The sequence below is a fragment of the Acinetobacter sp. LUNF3 genome (assembly GCF_022699605.1).
Taxonomy (GTDB): Bacteria; Pseudomonadota; Gammaproteobacteria; order Pseudomonadales; family Moraxellaceae; genus Acinetobacter; species Acinetobacter johnsonii.
This window is the reverse complement of sequence record NZ_CP093968.1, coordinates 2989427-3014475: the sequence shown is the minus strand read 5'-3', so window position 1 is coordinate 3014475 and position 25049 is coordinate 2989427. Positions and strand designations below refer to the sequence as shown.

At 43.0% G+C, this 25049-nt stretch carries 22 protein-coding genes and 1 tRNA gene; 17 read left to right on the top strand and 6 right to left on the bottom strand.

Annotated features, from left to right (window positions below; genetic code table 11):
* Positions 1–20 precede the first annotated feature (20 nt).
* The 5 genes from MN200_RS14740 to MN200_RS14720 all read right to left on the bottom strand — a co-directional run bounded on the left by MN200_RS14740 (position 21) and on the right by MN200_RS14720 (position 3577).
* A complete protein-coding gene (locus MN200_RS14740; protein ID WP_242759770.1) occupies positions 21–824 on the bottom strand; it encodes a DUF4198 domain-containing protein in 804 nt (267 codons plus the stop codon).
* 149 nt (positions 825–973) lie between these two features.
* Positions 974–1315: a membrane protein gene (locus MN200_RS14735; RefSeq protein ID WP_010327661.1), complete on the bottom strand. Its 342-nt coding sequence runs from the start codon at positions 1313–1315 to the stop codon at positions 974–976.
* A 152-nt stretch (positions 1316–1467) separates the two neighbouring features.
* Positions 1468–1543, bottom strand: a tRNA-Glu gene (locus tag MN200_RS14730).
* A 92-nt stretch (positions 1544–1635) separates the two neighbouring features.
* Positions 1636–3144, bottom strand: coding sequence for a glutamate--tRNA ligase (gene gltX / locus MN200_RS14725; RefSeq protein ID WP_242759769.1), 1509 nt, complete (start codon positions 3142–3144; stop codon positions 1636–1638).
* A gap of 148 nt (positions 3145–3292) precedes the next feature.
* Positions 3293–3577 (bottom strand): hypothetical protein, encoded by a 285-nt coding sequence (locus MN200_RS14720; protein ID WP_004978106.1) that lies wholly within the window; start codon positions 3575–3577, stop codon positions 3293–3295.
* Positions 3578–3965: 388 nt separating this feature from the next.
* On the opposite strand from MN200_RS14720, the gene MN200_RS14715 reads away from it, so the two are divergent.
* From MN200_RS14715 to MN200_RS14675, 9 genes are all read left to right on the top strand, one after another.
* Entirely contained in the window at positions 3966–4964 is a 999-nt protein-coding gene (locus tag MN200_RS14715) for a sulfate ABC transporter substrate-binding protein (protein ID WP_058870447.1), read from the top strand.
* Positions 4965–5216: 252 nt separating this feature from the next.
* The gene (locus MN200_RS14710; RefSeq protein WP_130235297.1) at positions 5217–6236 is read left to right on the top strand and encodes a sulfate ABC transporter substrate-binding protein; all 1020 of its coding nucleotides are present in this window, start codon (positions 5217–5219) and stop codon (positions 6234–6236) included.
* Between the two features lie 187 nt (positions 6237–6423).
* Positions 6424–7347 carry a 16S rRNA (cytosine(1402)-N(4))-methyltransferase RsmH gene (gene rsmH / locus MN200_RS14705; protein WP_062032177.1) on the top strand — a complete coding sequence of 308 codons (924 nt, stop codon included), beginning with the start codon at positions 6424–6426 and terminating at the stop codon, positions 7345–7347.
* Positions 7347–7679, top strand: a complete 333-nt coding sequence (gene ftsL, locus MN200_RS14700; RefSeq protein WP_242759768.1) for a cell division protein FtsL — start codon at positions 7347–7349, stop codon at positions 7677–7679. The genes rsmH and ftsL overlap by 1 nt, the downstream gene beginning before the upstream one ends.
* Positions 7680–7691: 12 nt before the next feature.
* A complete protein-coding gene (gene ftsI, locus MN200_RS14695; RefSeq protein ID WP_004691505.1) occupies positions 7692–9515 on the top strand; it encodes a penicillin-binding protein PBP3 in 1824 nt (607 codons plus the stop codon).
* Between the two features lie 7 nt (positions 9516–9522).
* Positions 9523–11019 (top strand): UDP-N-acetylmuramoyl-L-alanyl-D-glutamate--2,6-diaminopimelate ligase, encoded by a 1497-nt coding sequence (locus MN200_RS14690; protein ID WP_242759766.1) that lies wholly within the window; start codon positions 9523–9525, stop codon positions 11017–11019.
* Between the two features lie 9 nt (positions 11020–11028).
* On the top strand, positions 11029–12438 hold the full coding sequence (gene murF / locus MN200_RS14685) for a UDP-N-acetylmuramoyl-tripeptide--D-alanyl-D-alanine ligase (RefSeq protein ID WP_242759764.1): 1410 nt from the start codon (positions 11029–11031) through the stop codon (positions 12436–12438).
* Positions 12439–13557 carry a phospho-N-acetylmuramoyl-pentapeptide-transferase gene (gene mraY / locus MN200_RS14680; RefSeq protein ID WP_058870423.1) on the top strand — a complete coding sequence of 373 codons (1119 nt, stop codon included), beginning with the start codon at positions 12439–12441 and terminating at the stop codon, positions 13555–13557.
* 70 nt (positions 13558–13627) lie between these two features.
* Positions 13628–14434 carry a putative RNA methyltransferase gene (locus MN200_RS14675; RefSeq protein ID WP_058870422.1) on the top strand — a complete coding sequence of 269 codons (807 nt, stop codon included), beginning with the start codon at positions 13628–13630 and terminating at the stop codon, positions 14432–14434.
* A 31-nt stretch (positions 14435–14465) separates the two neighbouring features.
* Here the strand turns inward: MN200_RS14675 and ponA are convergent, their stop codons facing one another.
* Positions 14466–16994 (bottom strand): penicillin-binding protein PBP1a, encoded by a 2529-nt coding sequence (gene ponA, locus MN200_RS14670; RefSeq protein WP_242759762.1) that lies wholly within the window; start codon positions 16992–16994, stop codon positions 14466–14468.
* Positions 16995–17159: 165 nt separating this feature from the next.
* Here ponA and MN200_RS14665 point away from each other — a divergent pair, with 165 nt between their 5' ends.
* From MN200_RS14665 to MN200_RS14630, 8 genes are all read left to right on the top strand, one after another.
* Positions 17160–18218: a pilus assembly protein PilM gene (locus MN200_RS14665; RefSeq protein ID WP_125273594.1), complete on the top strand. Its 1059-nt coding sequence runs from the start codon at positions 17160–17162 to the stop codon at positions 18216–18218.
* Positions 18218–18874, top strand: a complete 657-nt coding sequence (locus MN200_RS14660; protein WP_005401354.1) for a PilN domain-containing protein — start codon at positions 18218–18220, stop codon at positions 18872–18874. Before MN200_RS14665 ends, MN200_RS14660 begins: the two co-directional genes overlap by 1 nt.
* The gene (locus MN200_RS14655; protein WP_004691497.1) at positions 18871–19593 is read left to right on the top strand and encodes a type 4a pilus biogenesis protein PilO; all 723 of its coding nucleotides are present in this window, start codon (positions 18871–18873) and stop codon (positions 19591–19593) included. Before MN200_RS14660 ends, MN200_RS14655 begins: the two co-directional genes overlap by 4 nt.
* Positions 19593–20120 carry a pilus assembly protein PilP gene (locus MN200_RS14650; protein ID WP_004691496.1) on the top strand — a complete coding sequence of 176 codons (528 nt, stop codon included), beginning with the start codon at positions 19593–19595 and terminating at the stop codon, positions 20118–20120. Before MN200_RS14655 ends, MN200_RS14650 begins: the two co-directional genes overlap by 1 nt.
* Before the next feature lie 19 nt (positions 20121–20139).
* Positions 20140–22218: a type IV pilus secretin PilQ family protein gene (locus MN200_RS14645; protein WP_078425516.1), complete on the top strand. Its 2079-nt coding sequence runs from the start codon at positions 20140–20142 to the stop codon at positions 22216–22218.
* An 88-nt stretch (positions 22219–22306) separates the two neighbouring features.
* Entirely contained in the window at positions 22307–22789 is a 483-nt protein-coding gene (locus MN200_RS14640) for a shikimate kinase (RefSeq protein ID WP_242759760.1), read from the top strand.
* Between the two features lie 30 nt (positions 22790–22819).
* The gene (gene aroB, locus MN200_RS14635) at positions 22820–23905 is read left to right on the top strand and encodes a 3-dehydroquinate synthase (protein WP_078425514.1); all 1086 of its coding nucleotides are present in this window, start codon (positions 22820–22822) and stop codon (positions 23903–23905) included.
* 7 nt (positions 23906–23912) lie between these two features.
* Positions 23913–24752: a hypothetical protein gene (locus MN200_RS14630; RefSeq protein ID WP_242759759.1), complete on the top strand. Its 840-nt coding sequence runs from the start codon at positions 23913–23915 to the stop codon at positions 24750–24752.
* The last annotated feature ends 297 nt before the right edge of the window (positions 24753–25049 follow it).

Genomic DNA, 25049 nt, shown 5'->3' with positions numbered 1-25049 from the left:
TTATGCTTAGCAATTGCCGCTTAAGGCGTTTTAGGGGCATTCACTTGTAAGCTGATAATGGTGTAATACTGATTTTTAGGTTTTGCTTTGGCATCGACTTTTTCGCTCACTTCAATCAGGTATTGCCCAGCTTGTGCAAACGTGAGTGTGGCATGGCCTTGTGCGTCGGCAGGTGTGCTTTTCGCTTGTTGCTCAAGCTCACCTTGAGCACGAACTATGAGTTCTGTATGTGCAAGGGCTTTGCCTGCTTGAGTGATTTGCAGTTGTACAGGTTGTTGCACCGTGATTTCATTTGGATGGGTTTTGAAGTTGACTTGAATTGGGGCTGGCGTTACAGCAACAGGTGAGGTGCTGTCTTTGCTCACATAGCTTTGAATGCTCCATTCGCGAACCGTAGAGACCTTGCTTGGTACTTTGCCTTTAAAGTCACTTGGAATGACATAGTCACGCTCGCTTAAGGCAGGGACTTTGTCTGCTGCGACATCAGTAAAGATTTTCCATTGCCGATTATGTTGTACATATTCAATTGGATATGAGGTTTTGGCAAAAATGGTATAGGTGCCTTTTTCTGGTAGCTTAAGATCAAATGCAGTTGCAGATTCTAAGTGCTTCTGTGCTTGAATCGTAGTCTGTGTTTGGTTTGGTTGGAAAACGCTGAATGAAATATCTTTTAGGGCATATTCAGGATGAAAGGCTTGTTCCGCATAGGCGCTCAATACAGGGACTTGGGTATTTTCAGTGTGATACGCCAGTGGAGCGACGTAGGGTTCATGTGCTTGAGCCACTGAAAAGAACAAGAGTGTGCAGAGTAGAGCGTTTTTCATAGAGACTAGGCCTAAAAATATTTCGTAAGATGAGGTTTTTGATTATATCGAGAAAAACTAACAGGTGATAATAATTATTATTTATTCTTTGAGCAGATAAAAAGGGAGTACATAGACTCCCTTTTTGGATGCAGGTTCTAAGTTAAGGCTTAGATTTCCCACTCATGGTCGCATTCGCGGCATTTCCATTTTTTCTGAGACTGCATGAAGCCTTGCATTGAAATCTTAAAATCAGGAAGGTCGCGGTAAAATAAGAAGCCTGCAATTACACACACGATGAAAACCACAACCGTTGCAATTTGTAATGTTGAGCCAGCGCCATCCCCAAATAGCCACATTGCGATGCTAATGAGCACCAAAAGTAATAATACAAAAATGGCTGGAACTAAAAAAACCAGACTTTTAGGCACGACAGGGCGTGTTGCTGGAGCCCCTGCTTGAGCAACAGGCATAATTTTTGGGCTTTGACATTGAGGACAACGATATTGCATTACAACTCCAAAATTCGAATCTATGCTGTATTCTAATCGGATTGGAGCAGAAAGCCAAAAAAGCGTGGTAATGAAGTGCTGATAATTTTGAGGCAATAAAAAACCCAAGTCATAATGCTTGGGTTTTTTACCAGATGTTGCCATCTTAAATATGGCGTCCCTACGGGGATTCGAACCCCGGTTACCGCCGTGAAAGGGCGATGTCCTAGGCCTCTAGACGATAGGGACTTATTGAGGCATCACGTTGAGTGGTTAACACCGTCTCTCTGTGTGAGCGCTATATTAGGGATATAACGCTCATGCGTCAACTAAAAAATCAATTAAGTTTCATCAACTGCGTCATTTTTCGGCAATTTTAGACTTTCATTGAGTTTTTCCCAAACTTTTGCTTCTTTTTTGCTTGGACCACCCACAATTTCAAGGGCATGGCGTAAGCGTGCGAAGGTTAAGTCAGGGCCAATGGTGACCATAGTTTGCATCACAGGGGTCGAAGCGGTCGAACCGGCAATCGCAATAAAGAACGCTGGCATAAAGTCACGGAGCTTAATTTCCATTTGGCTGGCTAAGTCCATCAAGGTTTGACTTACAGTGTCATTGTTCCATGTGAACATGCTTTCCAAACGCCAAATTGCAAATTGAAGGCTTTGGCGAACTTGTTCTTCGCTCAGTTTCTTGCTTTCAAACTGTTCTTTGGTCAAGCTTGGGAACTGGTTAAAGTAATGTGCAGACCAATTCACCGCTTCTGAAAGTAAGTTGATACGAGGTTGAATCGCTGCGGCGATGTCTTCGAGCATCTTACGATCTGCTTTCCATGCCAATAAAGTATCTAACAGTTCAGCAGGGCTTAAGCCTTTGATCCATTGACCATTGAGCCAATTCAATTTTTCCACATCAAAAATTGGACCACCGAGAGATACACGTTGAATATCAAAGTGTTCAATCATCTCCGCCAATGTGAATTTTTCGCGTTCATCTGGCATCGACCAGCCCATGCGGCCTAAGTAGTTCAACAAGGCTTCAGGCAAAACACCAATATTTTTGTAGTAGTTAATAGAAGTTGGGTTCTTGCGTTTCGACAGTTTTGATTTGTCTGGGTTACGTAGTAATGGCATATGACCCAGGACAGGCATTTCCCAACCAAAGTATTGATACAGCAACTGATGTTTAGGTGCAGAAGGCAACCATTCTTCGCCACGGAAAACGTGGGTGATTTGCATCAAATGGTCATCCACCACATTGGCAAGGTGATAGGTTGGTAAACCATCGGTTTTAAGCAAGACTTGCATGTCCACTTGCACCCAAGGAATTTCCACTTCCCCGCGCAGTAAGTCATTGACTGTACAAATACCTTCTTCGGGCACTTTCATACGAATCACGTGTGGTTCACCTGCAGCAAGGCGACTTTGAACTTCTTCAGCAGATAATTTTAAACCACGACCATCGTACTTTGGTGTTTCACCACGGGCTTGTTGTTCTGCACGCATTTGATCCAATTCTTCGCTCGTTGCAAAGCAGTAGAACGCATGACCTTTTTCAACCAAATCCAGTGCATATTGCTTATAAATATGCATGCGTTCAGACTGGCGATATGGCGCATGTGGCCCGCCAATGTCTGGGCCTTCAGACCAATTCAGTCCTAACCAACGCAATGAATCTAAAATCATTTTTTCAGATTCAGGAGTCGAACGAAGTTGGTCGGTATCTTCGATACGCAGAATAAATTCACCACCATGTTGCTTGGCATAGCATAAGTTAAATAACGCAATATACGCTGTGCCCACATGCGGGAAGCCAGTTGGAGAGGGTGCAATACGAGTACGAACAGTCATAGCCAATTATGATTCAGAATGTAAATTGAGGTCTATTATAACGAAAAAGCCCGACCACTTAATGCTTAATTCAACATTCAGTGATCAGGCTTTTGTGCGCAAATGTCATAACTTGAGAGAGGTTACGACACTGTGGCTTATTTTTAGTTTAGAGGAACAATGATTGCACAAAACGGCTAAAGCGCTGGTTTTGTGTAGCAAAGAAATTTTGTGTCGGTGCAACTTTGATTGAAGTCATGATTTTTAAATCATTATCCGTCATCGTGGTTCGGTCACTGCCTTTTTGTTGGCTGAGCGCTTTTTCAATCAACGATGTTTTCTCAGTGGGCATCGTCGCTTTGTCATTGCTTTGAATGGCTGCACTATGTCCCAGTTGGCTAAAACAAGCCAAGCCGATACTCAACGTAACGGTATGTAAAAATGTTGCTTTCATGTCCTTTTCCCCCTCTCAACATGGTATTGGAACAGATTTTTATTAAAGTCATTGGTAATCTAGTTTCAATTTAACCGATTTTACAAATAAAAAAGTAGAACTGCGTCACACAATTTACAAAATTATAAACAAATTTGGGCTAAATTGACATTTAAACATCAAATATAAATCATTTGGCTTTTTGTACCAAATAACTGTGGAGATAGCATGGAGATTTTGAGCTTGATCTGTGGAGGATGGATATGGGCTTATCCTTAAAAGTGCACAAAATAGTCCTTTTAGAGATATCTTTTTATCAGATATAAAAGCCATAATTAATTATAACTAGATGATTGTGTTGATTTTTTGTTGTTTATATAGTGAGCAAATTCAGTTCGAGTATAAAGCAATGAAAAAAATATTAGCGACATCTATTTTAGTATTACTTGGGGGCTTTGCAGCCAGTGCTTATGCGGCAAAAGATTTTTTAAATGTGTCTTATGACCCAACCCGTGAGTTTTATCAAGAATATAACCAAGCCTTTGGACAGTATTGGAAAAGTAAAACTGGGCAGGAGGTCAACTTTAAACAGTCACATGGTGGATCGGGTAAGCAAGCACGTGCCGTTGCAACGGGTCTACAAGCAGATGTGGTGACCTTGGCCTTGGCTAATGATATTGATGAAATTGTTAATACTGGGCAAATTGATAAAAACTGGCAAAAAGAATTTCCAAATAATTCTGCACCTTATACTTCAACTATTGTTTTTTTAGTTCGTAAGGGTAATCCGAAACAAATTAAAGACTGGAATGATTTAACCAAACCGGGGGTTGAGATCATTACCCCAAATCCAAAAACAGGCGGTGCGCCGCGTTGGATCTATTTATCGGCTTGGGGTTATGCGTTAAAACAACCGGGAGGTAATGATGCTAAAGCCAAAGAATTGGTGAAAAAACTTTATCAAAATGTCAAAGTCCTTGATTCAGGCGCGCGAGGTTCATTGACCACGTTTGCTGAACGAGGCATCGGTGATGTGTTGTTGTCCTGGGAAAATGAAGCCTTACTGGCAACCCAAGGCCTAGGTAAAGACAAATACGATATTGTTTATCCGTCTATTTCGATTTTAGCGGAGCCATCGGTTGCGATTGTAGACAAAACCGTGGATAAAAATGGCAATCGAAATTTGGCCAAGGGCTATTTAAACTATCTGTATTCGCCAAAAGGGCAGGAGTTGGCGGCGAAGCATTTCTTCCGTCCACGAAATAAACAAGTGGCGAACAAATACCTTGCGCAATTTCCAAAGCAAAAAACCTTTAATATTAATGATGTCTTCGGAGGGTGGGCCAAAGCGCAGAAAACTCACTTTGTAAATGGTGCGATCTTTGATCAAATTTATACTGAAAAATAAACATGCTGTGGTTTGATGAGATCACGTTCGGACATCAAAGTGGATATACGCATATCCACTTTTATTATATTTTAAGCATAAAAATGTATATAATAAGAATAAGTAAAGTGTTTGCTATTATTTTAAATAAAAACAATTCATTAAGTCTTAGTGATCTAAAAATAATGTGTATTTAAAAAACAAAAGCGAATTGCGATTTATGATTTTGTTTCATATATTTAGCATAATTCTTGATATTTAATTTAATACGCCATGAAAACGCATTTGAAATCTCTCTGGGCTGCTGCCGTAGTGGCAACAGGTCTGACATTCAGTATGACATCAGCTCAAGCGGCTGACCGTACTATGCTCAATGTATCCTATGATGCAACACGTGAATTTTACGATGAGTTCAATAAATCCTTTGGTGCCTATTGGCAAAGTCGTACAGGACAAACGGTCGACTTTAAACAGTCACACGGTGGTTCAGGTAAACAAGCCCGTTCGGTCGTGGATGGTCTAAAAGGGGATGTGGTGACCTTGGCCTTAGCCAATGACATTGAAGAAATTGTCAAATCAGGTCAAATCCAGCCGGGTTGGCAAAAAGAGTTCCCAAATAACTCTGCACCTTATACGTCGACCATTGTGTTCATGGTACGCAAAGGCAACCCGAAAAAAATTAAGGATTGGTCTGATTTAACCAAACCGGGTGTACAAATTATTACACCTAATCCTAAAACAGGCGGTCTACCGCGTTGGGTGTATCTGTCTGCTTGGGGTTATGCACTGAAACAACCCGGTGGTAATGATGCCAAAGCCAAAGAATTCGTGGGTAAAATGTACCATAACGTGAAAGTGATGGACTCTGCGGCACGGGCGTCTATGACTACCTTTGCAGAACGTCGCATTGGTGATGTGTTATTGACTTGGGAAAATGAAGCCTTAGTCACACAAAAAACTTTAGGTAAAAATCAGTTCGATATTGTTTATCCATCGATCTCGATTTTAACCGAGCCTTCGGTGGCAATCGTGGATAAGACCGTGGCGAAAAATGGCAACAAGTGGTTAGCACAGGGTTATATCAACTATTTATATTCACCACTGGGTCAGGAAATGGCGGCGAAACACTTCTATCGTCCGCGTAATGCTGCAATTCTAGAAAAATATAAAGCGCAATTTCCACCTTTAAAAACCTTCACCATTGATGAAGTGTTTGGTGGTTGGGCTAATGCTCAAAAGACCCACTTTGTGAATGGGGCGACCTTTGACCAAATTTATAATAGCCGTAAATAATTCAGTTCATTATTTCAGCTACTACTTAAAAAGCCTCCCTCGGGAGGCTTTTTTGATAATGAATGCCGTTTAAAAACGGTTTTGTCTATGAAAAGTAATATTTCCCTACAAAAAGTCGTTTGGAGCTTTGTTAAAACAAGGTAATAATGTGCAGTTACATTTTTCCTTCCGATCATATTGAGTCTTTATGTCGCATATTTCTGTATTACTTCACGAAACTGTTGATGCTTTGGTAGCAGATCGCAATACAGGGATTTTCATTGACGGGACGTTTGGTCGTGGCGGACATACACGCTTGCTGTTGTCTAAGCTGGATGAAAATGCACGTGTCTATGGTTTTGATAAAGACCCGCAAGCACTGGAAACAGCCGCGATTTTAGAACAAGAAGATCCACGGTTTAAAATTATCCATGCCAGCTTTGCTGACCTTAAGCATGAGTTAGAAGTACGCGGCATTGGCTTGGTCGATGGTGTTATGGCCGATTTGGGCGTGTCTTCACCGCAACTTGATCAGGCGGAGCGTGGCTTTAGTTTTATGAAAGATGGACCACTGGATATGCGTATGGACAATTCAAAAGGTCCAACTGCAGCGCAGTGGTTGGTCAATATTGAGGAAGAGGCGTTAGCCAATATTATTTTCCAATACGGTGAAGAGCGTTATAGCCGTCGTATTGCCAAAGCGATTAAAGCAGCTGGGTTGATTGAAACCACAGCGCAGTTGGCTGAAATTGTGAAAGTGGCGCACCCGAAATGGGAAAAAAATAAACATGCCGCAACACGAACTTTCCAAGCAATTCGTATTGCCATTAATAAAGAATTAGAAGATATTGAAGTTTTCCTACCGCAAGCGGTAGACGTATTAAAACCGAATGGTCGCTTGGCTGTGATTAGCTTCCATTCGCTAGAAGATCGATTAATTAAACAATTTATTCAAAAAGAGTCGACACTTGAGGAAGACATGGGTTGGGGTATGCCACAACAACGACCAGATACACGTCGTTTAAAGAAAGTATCACGTGTGAAAGCAAGTGATACCGAGGTTAAAGCCAATCCACGTTCACGTAGTGCATGGCTTAGAGTTGCAGAGCGCTTAGCACTTAAAGGCGAATAATGAAAACTGAAGTCGTTGAAAAAATTCCAACAAAGTTAAATTTTAAGAAGCTGATTGCCTATGCCATTTTATTGGTGCTGGTGTTTATCAGTGCCATGATGGTGGTGTTTCAAGTGTTTGAATACCGTCATGACTATCGCGAAATGAGCTCTTTTATGCGCGAGCGTGATGATTTAAATGCAGAGTGGGGCCGTTTGCTGATTGAACAGCAAACTTTTGGCGCAACTGCACAAATTGGAACGCGCGCAGTGACGCAACTGCGGATGTATTCACCACCTGCGGCGCAAACCGTAGTGATTTCTTTACCCACGACTTCAGAAGACAAAAAATAAGGCCGCTGTAACATGGTAGAAAAGCGTAAACCCACTCGTAAAAAACAGCAAGCGGTGACTGAAAAATCGGCTCTACAGGTTGAAATGTGGCGCTTTTATCTCATGTGGGCAGTGGTTTTAGCTTGCTTTATTGCTTTGGTTGGACGTGCTTTTTACGTACAGGTTATTAATACTGAGTTTTTACAAAACAAAGCCAATGCCAATATTTTAAGAACTGAAAAAATTAAAGCCATGCGCGGTGTGATTTATGACCGTCATGGTGTGCCTTTGGCGATCAGTACGCCGATTATGAAAGTGGTGATTGACCCGCGTGATTATTTTGATAATAAAAAACTGTTTGATGAAATTACCGCTGAATTAGCCAAAGATCCACACAATCGTAAATTGAAGCGTCAATTACCAGACAAAAACCTAAATCTGGATGAACTGGCTGATGCCGTGGGCATGGATCGTGCGGAACTGAAGCGCAAACTGAATGAACGTCCGCGTTCGCGTTACTTGGTCTTGAAAAAAGAAGTGCCACCTCAGCAAGCCGAACTGATTGCAAAACGTGAGTTCCAAGGTGTTTATACCGAAAAGAACTACAAACGTTACTATCCGCAACCACAACCGAATGCGCAAATTATTGGTTTGACCAACAGTGAAGGTTCGGGCATTGAAGGTTTAGAAATGCAGCTGAATCAACGCCTGTCGGGTATTGATGGTGAGCAGCAAATTGTTCGAGATAAAAAGGGCAATCGTTTTAAAGATGCCGAGGTGGTTAAAGAAGTTGAGCCTGGCGAAAATATTACGCTCAGTATTGATTCGCGCCTTCAGTACATTATGTACCGTGAACTGACCGCTGCGGGTGTAGCCAATAATGCTCGTTCTGCAACAGCGATTGCGGTCGATGTGAAAACAGGTGAAATTTTAGCGATGGCGTCGTGGCCGTCGTATAACCCGAACGATAAAAACAGTTTGTCCAATAAAGATGCCATGCGTAACCGTGGTGCGGTTGACTCTTTCGAACCGGGTTCAACCATGAAGCCTTTGACCATTTCAATGGCTTTGGAAAGCGGCAAATATATGCCGAATACTGTGGTCAATACCACTCCAGGTTCGATGCGAGTCGGTAACCATACCATTCGAGATACACATAACTATGGTCCACTGACTTTGGGTGGAATTATTCAAAAATCGTCTAACGTGGGTGTGGCTAAAATTGCCTTGTCTCTCCCTTATGCAACTTTACCGACTTTTTACAAACGTCTCGGTTTTGGTCAGCGTTCTGCGGTTAAATTCCCGGGTGAAAGTGGTGGTTTAATTCTGCCGCCAAGTAAATGGAATGTATCGGAAGTGGCGACCATGGCGTATGGCTACGGCTTAAATGCGACTGTGCTGCAACTGGTGGATGCTTATGCCATGTTGGCCAATAAAGGCGTGAAAATGCCTTTGAGTTTGTATAAGTTAGATGCGCCGCCACGTGGTGAACAAATGATTGATCCAAAAATTGCGGATCAAGTTTTGTTGATGATGGAAACGGCAACCTTACCAGGTGGTACCGCGACGCGTGCGACTATTCCGGGTTATCGTGTGGGGGGTAAAACAGGAACCGCACATAAGTTGCGTGCGGACCGTAAAGGCTACTCAACCAATGAATATCGTGCACTTTTTGCCGGTGTTGCACCCGTTAGTGACCCGCGTTTAGCGATGGTGGTTGTGGTCGAAAACCCGCAAGGGACCTACTATGGTGGTACGGTGTCTGCGCCTGTATTTGCCCGTGTTATGCAAGAATCCTTACGTTTAATGAACGTGCCTTTAGATAAACCTTTAGATGCTCCTGTAATCAAGAAATAGGTGATGAATGTCCATTACATTTCAACAACTCTACACCGCTAACCAAAACGCTGGATGGATGGCACAGCCATTTCAAGGTTTTGTTCTTGATAGCCGTAAAGTACAGGCAGGGCAAATTTTTATTGCGCTGACATCACTTTCACAACCTGAGAAAACAGAGCAGTTTGCGCAAATAGCCTTGGACAAAGGGGCTTTAGCGGTGGTGAGTGAAACTGAGCTTGCACTTGAAAACAGTATTGTGGTGCCGAATGTGCGTCACTTGATGGGAGGCTGGCAAAAGCAATTTTTGTTGGCCACTAGCCAAGTACAGCCTGCTCGTATTTTAGCGGTGACGGGAACCAATGGTAAAACCACCATTTCTCGTTTGGTTGCTGAACTGTTGATGTTGCAAGGTCAGTTTTGTGCTGTGATGGGCACGACAGGTAATGGCATTTTACCCAATTTAGAAGCATCGTCGCATACCACTTTAGATGCGCTACACTTACAAAATGCACTACATAGCTATGCCAAGCAAGGGGCTGAATTTGCTTCGATTGAAGCCTCTTCACATGGTTTGGAACAAGGCCGTTTAGCGGGTAGTGAAATTGAAATTGCTGCATATAGCAACTTAAGTCGTGACCATTTGGACTACCATGGCACGCTTGAGGCCTATGCCGAAGCTAAATCTCGCTTGTTTCAATTTCTATCATTGAAAGTTGCAGTGATTAATCTGGATGATGAGCATGCTGGAGTCATGATTCAAGCGGCACAAAATAATCCAGCCCAACCGAAAATTTTAACCTATTCAACCACGCAGCCTGCAGACTATCAGGTGAAGAATATTCAATATAGCCTGACGGGTGCGAACTTTAGCCTGTGTACAGCAAAGGCCGAATATCAGGTACAGAACCCATTATTGGGTCATTTTAATATTGAAAATTTGGTCGCAAGTTTAATTATGGTTGAACAAGCGGGTTTTGATTTAGCCGATTTGGTTGCTATGACAGCACAGCTCAAAGGTGCACCAGGCCGTATGCAAGTGATTCGTGATGATGCGCGTTTATTTGTGGTCGATTATGCGCATACGCCTGATGCTTTGGTACAAGTCTTAAGCACGTTGAAGCGCCATGTAGAGCAGCAACTCTGGGCGGTATTTGGCTGTGGCGGAGACCGCGACCGTGGAAAACGCCCACTCATGACCCAAGCTGCTTTAAATGGAGCGGATGTAGTGTTGTTGACTTCAGATAACCCACGGACTGAAAATCCTGAGCAAATTTTTGCCGATATGAAAGCAGGGATTGATTTCTCAAACCGTGTGGTTCATGAAATCCATGATCGTCGTGAAGCGATTAAATTTGCCGTTCAACAGGCCCGAGCGGGTGATATTGTCGTGATTGCCGGTAAAGGTCATGAAAACTATCAAGAAATAGAGGGTGTTCGGCATTGGTTTGACGATGTCGTCGAAGTGCAATCCGCGATTGATGCACAGCACCACACTACTGATTCTGCTTATCCTGCACACTAAGGAAGTCATATGCATACCTCAACAACCAGCACAGTGCCTTTAGTGTCATGGACCACCGCACAGTTGCTCGAAGCAACCCAAGGTTATTGGCTAAATGATCAAGCGCCAAATACTGAAATTAAACGTATTTTGACGGATTCACGTGATGCAGAAGCAGGAGATGCTTTCTTAGCACTCAAAGGCGAACGTTTTGATGCGCATACTTTTATTACGCAAGTTGCTGAACAAGGCTGCCAAGTGGCCATTGTGAGTCAGCCTATAGATGCGGAGATTTGTCAGTTGGTGGTGCCCGATACACGTTTGGCATTGGGACAACTGGGGGCTTATCGTCGTGCACAAAATCCACAGTTAAAAGTGATTGCGCTGACGGGTAGTAGTGGTAAAACCACCACCAAAGAAATGTTAGGCAGTATTTTGTCACGTATAGCACCAACGTTGGTGACCCGTGGCAACCTGAATAACGACCTGGGTGTGCCAGTCATGTTATTGGAATTACGTCCTGAGCATCAATATGCAGTGATGGAATTGGGTGCAAGCCATCAAGGTGAAATTGACTATACTTCGAATTTGGTTCAGCCCTTGGTTGCAGGCATTATCAATATTGGTACAGCACACTTGGGTGAGTTTGGTGGACGCGATGGTATCTGCCGTGCCAAGTCTGAGATTTATGCGCATATTGCCCCAAATGGAACATCTATTGTTCCTGCAGCCGATGATTTTGCCGATAGCATTCGCCAAGCAGTGCAAACTGAACAGGTGCTCAGCTTTGGTGCGGGTGGTGAAATCTTTGCCACTGAGATTGAGTTACAGGCACAATCGGCAACGTTTAAGTTGAATACCCCGCAAGGCGTGAGTCAGGTGAATTTACCATTTGCTGGGGAGCATAATGTTCAAAATGCAACCGCTGCGGCAGCTTTTGCTTTAGCGATTGGTATTAGCTTGGATGATATTGTGCTTGGCCTTGAGCAAGCGGTCGGTGCAAAAGGGCGTTTGAATTTTATTCAACAAGGCCGTCATTTGTTGATTGATGATACCTATAATGCCAACCCAACCTCTATGCGTGCCGCTGCTGAAGTGCTTGCACAGCAAGAGGGGGTTCGAGTGATGGTGATGGGTGATATCGGTGAGCTAGGTAGCTCTGCTGCACAGCAGCACTATATGTTGGGACGTGATTTGGTTTCGGTGAAAGGGCTGAATTTCGTCGTTGCTGTAGGTGAGTTTGCACCTGCTGCACAAGAAGGTGCACGCAGCACTCAATATGGCAAAAAAATGCAGGCTTTTTTAACTCAAGAGCAGGCATTGCCTTTTTTACATAGTTTAATTGAAACACATCAACCCCAGTCAATGAGTTTCCTCTTTAAAGGTTCTCGTTATACCCATATGGAAACGTTGATGGCTGATTTGATGGAGAAACTCTAAATGTTGTTATGGTTATTTGAACAACTGGCGGGCTACCATAGCTCGTTTCAGGTGGTTCGTTATTTGACATTGCGTTCTTTGCTCAGTGTTTTAACCGCACTGACCATTGGTCTAGTGCTCGGTCCTGTGATGATTCGCAAGTTGCAAGCACTCAAATATGGTCAAGCCGTGAGTTCATATGCTCCTGAAAATCATGCCAAAAAAATGGGCACACCAACTATGGGTGGTGTGTTGATTTTAATGTCGATTGGTATTTCAACACTGTTATGGGCAGATTTATCCAATCCGTATGTGTGGATCGTCTTGGCGGTGATGGTGATTTTTGGTGCCGTGGGTTGGGCTGATGACTGGATCAAGATTCGCTATAAAGACAATGCGGGTTTACCTGCACGTAAAAAATTCTTTTGGACATCAGTTGCGTCATTAGGGGCAGGTATTGCACTGTATGTGATTGCACAGCAACAGACCAATCCTGTGCATACTGCAAATATGCTGGATTTGCTGATCCCGTTTTTTAAAGATTTAAGTATTCCTTTGTCGGTGATTCCACTGGGGATTGGTTTTATCATTTTCACCTATTTGGTGATTAATGGTGCTTCTAATGCCGTGAACCTGACTGATGGTTTGGACGGTTTGGCAATTATGCCTGTGGTGCTGGTTGCAGCGGGTTTAGGCGTATTTGCATATTTGGCTGGTGATGTCCGTTTTGCCAATTATTTACATATTCCTTATGTGCGCTTTGCCTCTGAATTGGTGGTGATTTGTGCAGCCATGATTGGCGCGGGTCTAGCCTTCCTCTGGTTTAATGCGCACCCTGCGCAGGTTTTCATGGGCGATGTGGGTGCATTATCATTGGGTGCAATGCTCGGTACAATTGCGGTCATGGTTCGTCAGGAAATTGTCTTTGCCATTATGGCTGGTGTGTTTTTGGTCGAAGCGATTTCAGTCTTCTTGCAAATTGGTTCCCTCAGAATGCGCAATAAACGGGTATTCCTGATGGCACCATTACATCACCATTATGAGAAAAAAGGCTGGCGTGAAACCCAAGTGGTGATTCGTTTCTGGATTATCACAATTATGCTGGTAGTTTTAGGGCTAATGACCTTAAAATTGCGCTAAGCAAAAGTATGAAAAGAGTCGGCATTTGCCGGCTTTTTTTATGCCTGAGGTTAATGTCATGGAGAAAATAATGAATCTGCTCATGTGTCCTGTGTGTCGTGAGGCTTTAACTTTAAACGAAAGAACATGGCGCTGTGCGAATTCACATAGTTATGATGTGGCGAAACAAGGCTACGTCAATCTGCATGTTGTCCAACATAAGCACAGCAAAAATCCGGGGGATACGCCTGAGTCGGTACAAGCTCGCCGTGCCTTCTTAAGTGCAGGTCATTACGCGCCCTTACAGCAAGCAGTGGTAAATAAGGTACGTGAGTTACGTATTGAAAATTTACTCGATATCGGCTGTGGTGAAGGCTATTACACCGATGCGATGCAGGCTGAAGTACTGCAGTGCGTCGGTGTGGATATTGCAAAAAATGCGGTTCAAGTGGCTGCGAAAATCAATAAAAATATCACGTGGGTGGTGGGTACAGGAGCAACTTTACCCGTGTTGGATCAATCGATTGATCTATGTAGTAGTTTGTTTAGCCCGATTCCAAAACAGGAGATTTTACGGGTACTCAAACCGCAAGGATATTTGTTGGTGGTGACGCCTGCGCCTCAGCATTTATATGCAATGCGTGAGGCCTTGTTTGAAGAAGTTAAGCCGCATGAACCGAGCAAATTTGTAGAACAGTTGAGTGATGCGTTTGATTTGGTCGGTGATGATGTTGTCGATGCTGAATTTAAGCTTAATCAGCAGGACTTAAAAAACTTGATTGCGATGACCCCTTATGCCTATAAAGCAAAACAAGAGCGCCGTGAAACCTTAGAGTCACAAGCAGCTTTTGACTTACATGCACAGTATCAAATTTTGCTGTTTCAGAAAAAAGTATAAGTATAAAAAAGCCCGCAGATGCGGGCTTTTATTATTGGACTTGATCAATCAAATGATCGAGCGCATCCGATTTAGGTTTTGGTTGTTCTTTGGGTGCTTGCATTGTGGGTGGGGTGCTGTTCTTTGGAACCAGCGTTTCCTCTTCACCCGGCAAATCATCAAAGTCACGCTCAGGAGCACGTGGAACCACCACCGGTGCAGGGCGATACAACGGCTGCGCCAAAGGTGGGGTTAGCCCTAAGTTGCTCTGAGGTGTTTCTTTCTGATGACGCTGAATCGGCGCTTTGGCTTTGGCATCGAGTTGAACCCACGCCGAAGGCGTGCCTTGTAAGGCTTTGGCCATGAAGTCCGTCCAAATTGGAAGCGCAGCCACACCGCCGTATTCGCGGCGTCCTAAAGTTGTTGGTTGGTCGAAACCAACCCACGCTACAGTCACCAATTTGCCATTAAAGCCTGCAAACCAAGCATCTTTTGCATCATTGGTGGTTCCTGTTTTACCGCCCAAGTCATCTCGTCCAATACGCAGCGCAGCACGGCCTGTACCATGTTGAATCACGTCTTTTAAAATATTCGCCATATCATAAGCAGAGCTAGATTTTAAAATACGTTGCGCTTGACGATAGTCACTGTTGATTTCAACAGGATTTGCCGATTTTTCAGCAGGGTTCAGCTCTTGGTTGGTGACTTCAATTACTTCATCATCAGGCGTGATGGTGTCAGCAGACTGAGGATTTGATTCTTGTTGAGAGATACAACTGATACATGCATATTCAGGGTTGTTCTGATAAATGACCTTACCATAGGCATCTTCAATCCGATTGATGAAGTGCGGTTGAATACGATAACCGCCATTGGCAAAGGCTGAGTATCCAGTAGCCATTTGAATCGGTAAAACCTGAGGTGTCCCGAGTGCAATGGTGTAGTTACGCGGAATCTGTTCATCGGTTAAGCCGAAGTCCAAGAACAATTGGCGTGTCCGTTCAATGCCCACAGTTTGTAAGAGTCGAACTGACACGGTATTACGCGATAAATAGAGTGCACGACGCAATGGAATCATGCCTAAATAGCGACCATCAGCATTACGCGGTGACCATTTCCCAATGGTGATCGGGCTATCATTGACCATGCTATACGGTGTCATACCGCGTTCTAAAGCAAGTGCATAAACAAAGGGTTTGATAATCGAACCTGGTTGGCGCCAGCCTTGTGTGGTTCGGTTGAATTTAGACTGATAAAAATTATAACCACCAACCAGTGCTTCTACAGCGCCATTGTTTGGGTTAAGTGCAATCAGTTGACCCTGAACTTTAGGCAGTTGCACCAAAGCCCATGAGGTTTTGTTGTCATTGGGGCGCAGCCGTACAATGTCTTTCACTTTAACAATTTGAGATGCTCTTGATGGTGCACCGCCTACCGCATTCGCATTGCGATAAGGACGTATCCAAGACATGCCAGACCATGGCACGGTTACTGTTGAGCCATCTTGCATTAAGGCATCAAAACTATTTTGATTGACACGGGTGACTTCGGCAGGGAAGGTGTTGGCAAATGCACTAAAGCTACTTAAGGGTTTGTCATGAGCTTCCGCACCACGCCAACCATGACGACGGTCATAGGCTTCTAAACCATCTTGTACCGCTTGTTCGGCATAGGCTTGGCGTTCGCTGTTGATGGTGGTGTAGACTTTATAACCAGAGTCAATCGCATGCTCGCCGAACTTTTCAATCAGTTCGCTGCGGACCATTTCACCGATATAGGGAAATCGGTTGCTTACCCCGCGGTCAGGCATATCAAGGTTAATTGGTTCAGCAATGCCTTTTTCATATTGGCTTTGGTTAATGTAGCCTAGCTGGAGCATACGACCCAAAATCCAGTTACGACGTTCTAAAGCACGTTCTGGGTTGACCACTGGATTGTATTTAGACGGTGCTTTAGGCAGACCTGCAATCATCGCCATTTGTGCAATGCTGAGTTCGTCTAAGCTTTTGTTGTAGTAAATTTTAGCTGCCGCTGCGATACCGTAGGCATTTTTACCCAAGAAAATCTTATTGACGTAGAGGGTTAAGATTTCCTCTTTCGTCAAATTCTGTTCAATTTTTCGTGCCAGAAAAACCTCAGTCAATTTACGTTTTAACGTACGCTCGGGACTGAGATAATAGTTTTTTGCCACTTGCATGGTGATGGTCGAGCCACCCGTTTGGACGTTTGACCCAGTAATACTTTCACTAACTGCACGTCCTAAACCTTTAAAACTGATACCACTATGCTCAAAAAAAGAAGAATCTTCCGCCGCTAAGAAGGCATGAATAAAACTTCGTGGGATCTGATCGTAATCTACGGGTACAGATAGCTTGCCACCGTATTCCGAAATGAGTTGGTTATCCGCGCTATAAACTTGTAAAGGTTTTAGTAATGGCGCCTTTTTTAGAGTTGTCATTTGCGGCAAAGATGGGGCAATATAGAGATACATGCCATAAAAACCCATTGGAATTGAGACCAACATTATAATAATGATCAAAAAAAATGGATGAACACGGCCCGAACAAGATAGCTTTTTCATAACAAGTAAGTTTTAATAAGAGCTAATGGCAAACTAATTAGCGGTCAGTATATCCTGTACACATACGGAATGTTAGATGAGTTATTGTATCCGTATAAAATTATAGACGCTGACTAATTAGTGGGTTACTTTTTTTGGGGATAAAAAAATAATAGGAATAATACTGTGCTCAGGTTATATCGTAAGCCAAGTAAGGGGTTAATAGGAGTAGATATTAGTTCGACTTCTGTTAAGGTATTGGAACTTTCTGTTAAAAACAATCGGTATTGGGTGGAGAGCTATGCACTAGTCCCATTACCAGAAGGAAGTGTGGTCGAAAAAAATATATTGAATCCAGAAGCAGTTGGTGATGCCCTTGAGCGTGCGGTAAATTTGGCCAATGTTCAATCGACAGACGTAGCACTGGCAGTTCCGACGTCCATGGTGATTACTAAAATCATTGAAATGGATGCCGATATGAACGATGACGAACGTGAAATTCAGATTCGTGATGATGCTGAGCAATATATTCCATTCCCATTAGATGAAGCGAGTTTGGACTTTGAAGTCCTTCCAGACCGTTTAGCCAATCCTAATCGTGTCAATGTACTCCTCGTTGCAACCCGCATTGAAAATGTAGAGGCGCGTGCCGAAGCATTGGAGTTGGGTGGTTTAATGCCTAAGATTGCCGATGTTGAAAGTTTCGCCATTGAAAATGCATTCAAAGTCTTTTCAGATACGCTTCCAATGGGCGTGAATACTGTTGGGATTCTGGACATTGGTCACACCATGACGACCTTATCTGTCATGCAGAATAATAAAGTCATTTATACCCGTGAACAGGTGTTCGGTGGTAAACAACTGACTCAAGAAATTCAAAACCGTTATGGTTTGTCTTTTGAAGAAGCTGGACGTGCCAAAAAAAGCCGTACCTTGCCTGACGACTATGATATTGAAGTCCTTGAACCTTTTCTTGAAGCTGTGGTGCAACAAGCAGCACGTTCTTTGCAGTTCTTTTTTTCGTCCTCTCAATTTAATGAGATCGACCATATTTTATTGGCAGGGGGGAATGCCAATATTCCAGGACTGGCGAAGTTATTGCAACAAAAATTAGGTTATCGGGTCACCATTGCCAACCCATTTTTACAAATGGGCTTTTCTCCACAAATCGACATTAAAAAAATTGAAAATGATGCTTCATCACTCATGGTGGCATGTGGATTGGCATTGAGGAGTTTTGATTAATGGCAAAAATAAACCTACTCCCTTGGCGTGATGCGTTAAGAGAGAAACGAAAAAAAGAATTTATTGCCTATTGTGTTGGGGCTGCATTAGTTGGGGTTTTAGCTGTTGCTTTAGCTTGGTTCTTTTACAGTCAAAAACTGGAAGATCAAGAACAAGCCAATCAGTTGGTGGTGAGTACCAATCAAAACTTAGATGTCCAATTAAAGTCATTGGAAGGTCTGCAAGAGCAGCGCAATGCGATTGTTGAACGGATGAAGTTGATCCAAGGTTTGCAAGGTCAACGCCCTGTGGCTGTACGTTTGGTCGATGAAATGGTACGTGTTACACCAAGTAATATGTACATTACTAAGTTTGTGCGCACAGGTGATAAATTTACCATTGAAGGGAAAGCGGAAAGCCCGAATACAGTTGCGGAATTCTTACGAAATCTCGAAGCATCTGCGTGGTATCGCAATGCCTTTATGAATTCATTCTTGGTTGCTGAAGAGAAAAAAGATAAAGCACCAAGCTCCATCGTGCCACGTGTTGAAGAAACCTATGGCACATTTGTGGTCACGGCAGATTTAGATGAGATTGCACAGCCAGTAGCGCCTGATGCGACGACACCTGAAGCAGCAAGTACAGTTAATAATTCAACAGCGGGGGCAGCACAATGAGTCGCGATGAATTTGAAGAATTAACATCAGAAAACCATGCTGTAACCAAGAAGAAAATGACGGTTGATAAGTTTTTTCAACAGTTTAATACCTTAGATCCAAACAATTACGGTAGTTGGCCCTTTTCAGTCAAATTGACTTGTTGGATCTTTATCATTTTAGTGATTGGGGCTTTGGGTTATTTTGTCGTGATTAAGCCGAAACTTGATGCGATTTCAAATGCACATGCACAAGAACAAAATTTACTGAATGAGTTTCGTGAAAAAGATTCAAAATTACGTAATTTGCAGCAATATCAAGCGCAATTGCAAGAAATGGAAGCCAATTTTAATCAGCAGTTAGAACAGCTGCCGAAAGAAACTGAAATTCCTGGTTTGGTTGAAGACATTAACGTGAGCGGCGTAAATTCTGGATTAAAATTTAAAAATATTCGTTTAGAGCCAGAAATTCGCCAAGAGTTCTTTATCGAACAGCCGATTTCTATTGAAGCGACGGGTGATTATCATTCTTTTGGTTCATTTGTCAGTGGAATTGCAGCTTTACCGCGTATTGTGACCTTGCATGACTTCGATATCTCAGCATCAAGTAATAATGAGAAAAAGACGGATATTCCGCAAATTTCATACAGTGTAAAGGCTAAAACTTACCGCTATGTCGGGGCGACAGCTGCTGCAAGTGTGGAAAATACAGCTAAAGCAGATGCAGGAGGTGCTCAGTAATGAAATATCAAAATCTCATGCTTAGTCTCTGCGTTGGACTATTTCTTATCGGTTGTGATTCACGTATTGATGCGGTCAATATGCAAATGGCTGAAATTCGCAATCAGCCACCATTGCCGATTGAACCTGCGCCAGATTTTCCACCTGTACCGACTTTTAATTATGCCGCACATCAATTAAAGAGTCCGTTTATGCCAAGCTCATTGGCAGCTGAATTGAAAATTATGGCTGGAAAGCGTGTTTATCCAAACTTATCTCGCCAATTACAACCTTTGGAAAGTTATGCGATTGAATCGCTTAACATGAAAGGTAGTATGCGCGGGCAAAATGGACAAATTTTGGCGTTGATTCAAACACCTGATGGTGAAATTGAACGCGTGCAGCGTGGTAGTTATTTGGGGATGAATCATGGTCGTGTGATTAATATCACCGCCACACAAATTGATTTGATTGAAATTATTCCGGATGGGCGTGAGGGCTATGTCGAGCGCCCGAGAAGCCTAGTATTAATTGGGCCGGCGCCTTAAAAAAGGAAAAGGAATAAAAATGAATAATAGTGCTAAAGATTTTATATTTGGGGATGGCAATACGATGAACCATATGTTCCGTCAGTTTTCAATGGGTGCAATTGCAATGGCGGTGATGCAGGCTGCAAGTGCGCAAGTCAGTATTACGAATATTGTGCCGATGCAAATTCCGGGACAGGGAACAGAAATTCGTGTCATGTTCAACGGTTTGCCACCACAGCCGCAAGCCTATCAGTTGGAACAGCCATCACGTTTGGTTTTGGATTTTGATAAAGCACAGCAGAGCTTAAAACAAGGCAGCATTGCGGTGGCAACGGCTGAAGCAAGTACAGTAGATGTAACTTCAGATGCGCAGCGTTCACGTTTAACTGTAAATTTGGCTGATGCCGGTGCATTTACTACACGTGTTGAAGGTAATACCTTTATTCTGAAAATTAACTCAGTGAACCCAGCGCTAGCAACACCTGTTGCTGCAGCGCGTTCAGAGCAAGGTATTTCAAATATTGGATTCCAACGTGGTTCAGACGGCGAAGGCCAAGTTGTCATTGATTTAAAAGGTAGCAATACCCCTGTCGATGTGAAACAACAAGGTAGTAAAATTGTGGTGCGCGTTTTGGGGAATAAAATTCCTGCCCACTTATCACGCCGTCTCAATGTGAATGATTTCGCCACGCCTGTATCGACCATTGATGCACAAAACGATGGTAGTAATGGCCTGATCACAATTCAATCGAATGGCAGTTTTGAATATATGGCTTATCAGGCAGAAGATAAGCTCACCATTAGTTTAAAGCGTCCTGAAGATAAAAATCCAATGAAACCTAAAGCACCAAGTGCTTATACGGGCAAAAAGATTTCTTTAGATTTTCAAGATATTGAAGTGCGACGTGTATTACAGCTCTTAGCTGATTTTACAGGCATTAACATGGTGGCTTCGGACACAGTACAAGGCAATATTACCTTGCGCCTTAAAGATGTTCCGTGGGATCAAGCACTTGATATTATTATGAAAACCAAGAACTTGGATAAGCGACGAAATGGTAATGTGATTTGGATTGCACCTGTAGCTGAGCTGATCAAATCTGAGGAAGATGAAGCCAAAGCTATCGCGCAAAGTATTAAGCTTTCACCAATACAAACCGATTACATTCAATTGAGTTATGCAAAATCGGCGGATGTATTGAAGTTGTTAGAGGACTCTCGTGATAGTAAAGGAAGTGAGTCGAACCGTACAGCGGGTTCAGAGTCATTGGCTTTGGAAAGTTTATTGAGTGCTCGTGGTAGTGCAGTTTCTGATTCGCGTACCAATACTTTAATTATTAATGATACGCAGCAAAATATTGACAAGATTCGTCGCATGATTGACTTGCTGGATGTCGCAGTGAAACAGGTGATGGTCGAAGCGCGTATTGTCACAGCATCAACAGACTTTTCTCGCGAATTGGGGATTAAGTGGAGTGCGAAGAAGCTTAGCGGTAGCCCGGTATGGGGCGGAGACTTCCAGCCAAGTTTTGATTTGGGTGTGGATTTAGCAACAAACACTGCTGGTACGTTTAACTTTGGGTTATTGAAAATTTCAGACTATATGTTGAACCTTGAGTTAAGCGCGCTTCAAGCGGATGGTCATGGTGAAGTCTTGTCGGCACCTAAAGTACTGACTGGTGATAAACAGAAAGCCTATATCTTGCGTGGTACAGAGATTCCTTATCAAACATGGAGTGCGACGGAAGGCTTAAAAACCGAATTCCGTGCGGCTAACTTAAAGTTAGAGGTGACTCCAAGCATTACCCCTGATGGTAAAGTTCAAATGGCGCTCATGGTTGAGAAAGACTCGATTGGTGATATCACCAATGATGGTCTTGCGATAGATACCAGTGAATTACAAACCAATGTGTTGGTAGACGATGGTGAAACCGTCGTGCTTGGTGGTATTTTTGATGATACGAAACGTAATGACTATCAAAAAGTACCATTCTTAGGAGATTTGCCTGTGGTGGGTAACTTATTTAAGAATAATGTCAAAACGACGATACAAACGGAGTTATTGATTTTTGTGACACCACGAATTGTTAATGACAGTGTTTCAAGAAATCATTAATATATTTTCAATTTGAACAAATCTAAAAGGTGACTCCTTGCCAAGCAAAGAGTTTGAAACCCTACCAAATATTTATTTGGTAGGCCCTATGGGGGCCGGAAAAACAACGGTAGGACGACATTTAGCTGAATTGTTAGGACGTGAATTTCTTGATAGCGATCATGAGATTGAGCGTAAAACAGGGGCAACGATTCCATGGATCTTTGAAAAAGAGGGTGAACTTGGGTTTCGTAGTCGTGAAACGGTTGTAATCGATGAGTTAACCTCTCGACCCAACTTGGTCTTGGCCACAGGTGGTGGGGCGGTGACTCAGGCTCCAAATCGCGCATTCCTAAAACAGCGAGGTATCGTTGTTTATCTTTATACTCCTGTAGAGATTCAACTACAGCGAACCTATCGTGATAAAAATCGCCCACTGCTTCAAGTGGAGAATCCTGAACAAAAGTTAACTGACTTACTCTGCGTTCGAGATCCTTTATATCGTGAAGTTGCCCATTATATTATCGAGACCAATCAAGGGGCTGCACGAGATCTTGCGCAGCGTATCTTAAACTTGATTCTTGTAAAGTAGTTTTGATTCAGTTTTGAAGTGATTTGATCCATGCAAACCTTATATGTTGAACTTGGCGAACGCCGTTACCCGATCTTTATTGGCAGTGATTTAGATCCGAAAGCTTTACTTGAGCCGTATATTCAAGGGCGCCAAGTGATGATTGTGAGTAATGAAACGGTTGCGTCTTTGTATTTAGCGCGTTACGTGGCAGCAATTGAAGCTTTGGGAAAAACAGTTGCAACGTGTATTTTGCCCGATGGTGAAAAATATAAGAATATTGAGCACCTCAACCTGATTTTTGATGCATTGTTAGCGTCAGGCTTCAACCGTGATTGTACAGTTTTAGCTCTAGGTGGCGGTGTGATTGGTGATATGGCGGGCTTTGCTTCGGCATGCTTCCAGCGCGGAGTCTATTTTATTCAGGTGCCAACGACACTTCTTTCACAGGTTGATTCGAGTGTCGGTGGTAAAACAGGGATTAATCATCCGCTGGGTAAAAACATGATCGGGGCATTTCAACAACCGCAAGTGGTCTTGGCGGATATGTCTCAACTTAAAACGCTGCCACCACGTGAGTTATCAGCAGGTTTGGCAGAAGTGATTAAGTACGCACTCTTGGGAGATGCTGACTTTCTCACTTGGTTGGAACAATATATAGATGATTTGGTCCAGGGTGATGAAGCTGCACTGGCTGAAGCTGTGTATCGTTCTTGTGCCCATAAAGCGCGTATTGTTGCCAATGATGAAAAAGAACAAGGCGAGCGTGCCCTATTGAATCTTGGGCATACTTTTGGACATGCGATTGAATCTTATTTAGGCTATGGTGAATGGCTCCATGGTGAAGCTGTGGCAACAGGTATGGTGATGGCAGCAGATCTATCGCAGCGTATGGGATGGATTAGTGCAGAAGATTTGGTACGTACAAAAAATATCATTCAACGCGCGAATTTACCGATAGTATGTCCGCAGATTCCTCTCGATGACTTTTTGGCATATATGGCTCATGATAAAAAAGTCTTGAACGGGCAATTGCGTTTGGTTTTGATGCAAGCGGTAGGACAGGCCATCATTACCAAAACATTTGATGTAGAATTGATGAAACAGGCGATTTTAGCTAACCAAGAGCAGGCATAACTTTATTATGGCAACAACCCTTCGAACCCAGTGGCAGACAAAGCAAAATTATATTTGGCTTGCATTCGGAGGGGTATGCTTGTTTGGCGCCTTAGTCTTTTGGGCCATTACAGACCAAGAGACTGTGGTTGAAGTTGAAAAAAAAGCTGAATCTGAAGTTGAGTTACAAATTCAGCCAGAAAAAGTCGCAACAACCGCACATTTAGGCTCATTCCTCGATGAAGTAAAACCTTTGGATATGACGACACGTGTTGTAGCAATCGCGCAGCATGAAGCTGAATTCCGTGGGACCAAATTTATTCAGGAAAATAAAAAGAACAGTACGGTTGAACTGTTTAGAGTCTCAGAAGAAGCGATTATTAAGCGCTTTTTGCAAAGGCAATCTGATCGTCAAGCGTTTAGTTACCTAAGGCTGACGGGTGAAAACCAAATTGAGCAATATGTGCTGATCTATGGTGTATATAAAAATGCCAATGAGGCGCAAAAGGTATTGGCGGACTTAAAGCTGACGTTGCCGAAGTCGGTGAAACCCAAAGTTGAAAAAATTGAAAGCTATGCAGACTATGTCAATGACCTCGGTTCTGATGAGCTTGGACTTAGCAATAAGCTCTATGCCGTGCAGTTGAAACCAGCCGCTGTGCCCGTGATTGATGAAGCTACACTAGCTGCGCGTCAACAAGCGGCACGTGCGGCAGTCGCACAAAATAAACAATCGACCACATCGACAACGGTTACTCGTCGTGATGCAGATGGAAATGTGGTTGATGTGCAAAAGTCACAAACGACCGTAGAGAATGCGCCACAAAATAAAACAAATGAACCTGAAGTGACCGACCCATTTAATTAAAATTGGTTCATTATGGCGCATCAAAAAATGTAAATTTCATATACGCACAAATATAGTGCAATAAATTGATTGTCTTCGAACTAATTTTTTACGTAAAAAACACAAACCTAATAAAACTAAAGCGCTTAACACACAAAATAAATAATTGGCATAAAACTTGCTTTAATGGTGCATGAATTGAGTTGATGTCACTGTTTTGGCGCAAAAAAGATTCGATTTATGAGCGAAATAGTAGCGGCCAAGTGCCTTAAAAAAGTGCGTGACTGCTGCATACATTTTTTCAATTAAGACATGCAT

Bases quoted from the DNA above. Each gene is read 5' to 3' on its own strand.
- rsmH (WP_062032177.1), top strand. From the start codon at position 6,424: ATGTCGCATATTTCTGTATTACTTCACGAAACTGTTGATGCTTTGGTA.
- ponA (WP_242759762.1), bottom strand. From the start codon at position 16,994: ATGAAAAAGCTATCTTGTTCGGGCCGTGTTCATCCATTTTTTTTGATC.
- MN200_RS14640 (WP_242759760.1), top strand. From the start codon at position 22,307: ATGGGGGCCGGAAAAACAACGGTAGGACGACATTTAGCTGAATTGTTA.
- MN200_RS14720 (WP_004978106.1), bottom strand. From the start codon at position 3,577: ATGAAAGCAACATTTTTACATACCGTTACGTTGAGTATCGGCTTGGCT.
- MN200_RS14630 (WP_242759759.1), top strand. From the start codon at position 23,913: ATGGCAACAACCCTTCGAACCCAGTGGCAGACAAAGCAAAATTATATT.
- MN200_RS14650 (WP_004691496.1), top strand. From the start codon at position 19,593: ATGAAATATCAAAATCTCATGCTTAGTCTCTGCGTTGGACTATTTCTT.
- mraY (WP_058870423.1), top strand. From the start codon at position 12,439: ATGTTGTTATGGTTATTTGAACAACTGGCGGGCTACCATAGCTCGTTT.
- gltX (WP_242759769.1), bottom strand. From the start codon at position 3,144: ATGACTGTTCGTACTCGTATTGCACCCTCTCCAACTGGCTTCCCGCAT.
- ftsL (WP_242759768.1), top strand. From the start codon at position 7,347: ATGAAAACTGAAGTCGTTGAAAAAATTCCAACAAAGTTAAATTTTAAG.
- MN200_RS14740 (WP_242759770.1), bottom strand. From the start codon at position 824: ATGAAAAACGCTCTACTCTGCACACTCTTGTTCTTTTCAGTGGCTCAA.
- MN200_RS14675 (WP_058870422.1), top strand. From the start codon at position 13,628: ATGAATCTGCTCATGTGTCCTGTGTGTCGTGAGGCTTTAACTTTAAAC.
- MN200_RS14715 (WP_058870447.1), top strand. From the start codon at position 3,966: ATGAAAAAAATATTAGCGACATCTATTTTAGTATTACTTGGGGGCTTT.
- MN200_RS14655 (WP_004691497.1), top strand. From the start codon at position 18,871: ATGAGTCGCGATGAATTTGAAGAATTAACATCAGAAAACCATGCTGTA.
- murF (WP_242759764.1), top strand. From the start codon at position 11,029: ATGCATACCTCAACAACCAGCACAGTGCCTTTAGTGTCATGGACCACC.
- aroB (WP_078425514.1), top strand. From the start codon at position 22,820: ATGCAAACCTTATATGTTGAACTTGGCGAACGCCGTTACCCGATCTTT.
- ftsI (WP_004691505.1), top strand. From the start codon at position 7,692: ATGGTAGAAAAGCGTAAACCCACTCGTAAAAAACAGCAAGCGGTGACT.
- MN200_RS14735 (WP_010327661.1), bottom strand. From the start codon at position 1,315: ATGCAATATCGTTGTCCTCAATGTCAAAGCCCAAAAATTATGCCTGTT.
- MN200_RS14690 (WP_242759766.1), top strand. From the start codon at position 9,523: ATGTCCATTACATTTCAACAACTCTACACCGCTAACCAAAACGCTGGA.
- MN200_RS14645 (WP_078425516.1), top strand. From the start codon at position 20,140: ATGAATAATAGTGCTAAAGATTTTATATTTGGGGATGGCAATACGATG.
- MN200_RS14660 (WP_005401354.1), top strand. From the start codon at position 18,218: ATGGCAAAAATAAACCTACTCCCTTGGCGTGATGCGTTAAGAGAGAAA.
- MN200_RS14710 (WP_130235297.1), top strand. From the start codon at position 5,217: ATGAAAACGCATTTGAAATCTCTCTGGGCTGCTGCCGTAGTGGCAACA.